Below are 1,313 nucleotides of genomic sequence, written 5' to 3'. Positions count from 1 at the left end.
GCGGTCCATCATGCCTCGTGCGCGCGCAGGAAGCGGAAGAACTCCACGCCTTCGCGCAGACGCCGCTTCATCATGTCCCAGCTCGTGAGCATCTCGCGCACGATCTCCCAGATCTTCGACGGCCGGAAATAAAACTGCCGATAGAACTGCTCCAGATGGTGATAGATCTCCTCGCGCGACAGATGCGCATAGCCGATCGCCGCCAGCTGCACCCCTTCCTTGCTCACCAGGTTGATGGTCTTGTTCTCTTCCATCCAGCCGTTTTCCACCGCCTGCCGGTACAGCGTCGTGCCCGGATACGGCGCGGCCAGCGACACCTGAATGGTGTGCGGATTGATTTCCTTCGCGTACTCGATCGTCTTTTTGATCGTGTCCTGCGTCTCGCCCGGCAGCCCCAGAATGAACGTGCCGTGCACCTTGATGCCCAGCGTCTTGCAGTCCGCGCTGAAGCGGCGCGCGAAGTCCGTGCGCACCCCCTTCTTGATGTTCACGAGAATCTGGTCGTCACCCGACTCGAAGCCCACCAGCAGCAGGCGCAGGCCGTTTTCCTTCATGATCTTCAGCGTCTTGTACGGCACGTTCGCCTTCGCGTTGCACGACCACGTCATGCCGAGCTTGCCCAGACCCATGGCGATCGCCTCGGCGCGCGGCAGGTCGTCGGTGAAGGTGTCGTCGTCGAACATGAGCTCCTTGACTTCCGGCATGTTCTCGCGGATCCACTTCGCCTCCTCGAGCACGTTCTCGACCGAGCGCGTGCGGTAGACGTGGCCGCTCACGGTCTGCGGCCACAGGCAGAACGTGCAGCGCGACTTGCAGCCCCGGCCCGTGTAGATCGACACGTACGGGTAGTTCAGGTAGCCGATGAAATAATTCTCGATCTTCAGGTCGCGCTTGTAGACCGGCGCGACGAACGGCAGCGAGTCCATGTCCTCGAGCACCGGACGGCCCGGGTTGTGCTCGATCGAGCCGTCCTTCGCGCGCCACGAAATGCCCTTCACCTCGGCCAGCGGCATGCCTTCGGCGATTTCCTTGCAGGTGAAGTCGAATTCCTCGCGGCACACGAAATCGATCGCCTCGCTTGCCGTGAGCGAATTGTGCGGATCGACCTGCACCTTCGCCCCCACCAGACCGATGACGATCGACGGCTTGCGCTTCTTGAGGTCTTCGCAGAACAGCGCGTCCGTCGGGAACGACGGCGTGCTCGTGTGGATGATGACGAGCTCGTAGGCGGCGGCAATCTTCAGCGTCTCTTCCACCGAAAGGCCATCGGCCGGCGCGTCGAGCACGCGGCTGTCGGGCACGAGGGCCGCGGG

Annotated in this window: 1 protein-coding gene; it reads right to left on the bottom strand. The window is 62.7% G+C overall.

Annotation, left to right across the window (positions count from 1 at the left end; genetic code table 11):
- Positions 1 to 8: 8 nt before the first annotated feature.
- Positions 9 to 1,313: hopanoid biosynthesis associated radical SAM protein HpnJ (gene hpnJ / locus BHE01S_RS35790; protein ID WP_042273237.1), on the bottom strand; the 1,305-nt coding region annotated here is incomplete at its 5' end.

It is taken from the genome of Paraburkholderia heleia NBRC 101817, from assembly GCF_000739775.1.
In the GTDB taxonomy this organism is placed as follows: Bacteria; Pseudomonadota; Gammaproteobacteria; order Burkholderiales; family Burkholderiaceae; genus Paraburkholderia; species Paraburkholderia heleia.
This window is presented reverse-complemented; position numbering and strand designations above follow the sequence as displayed.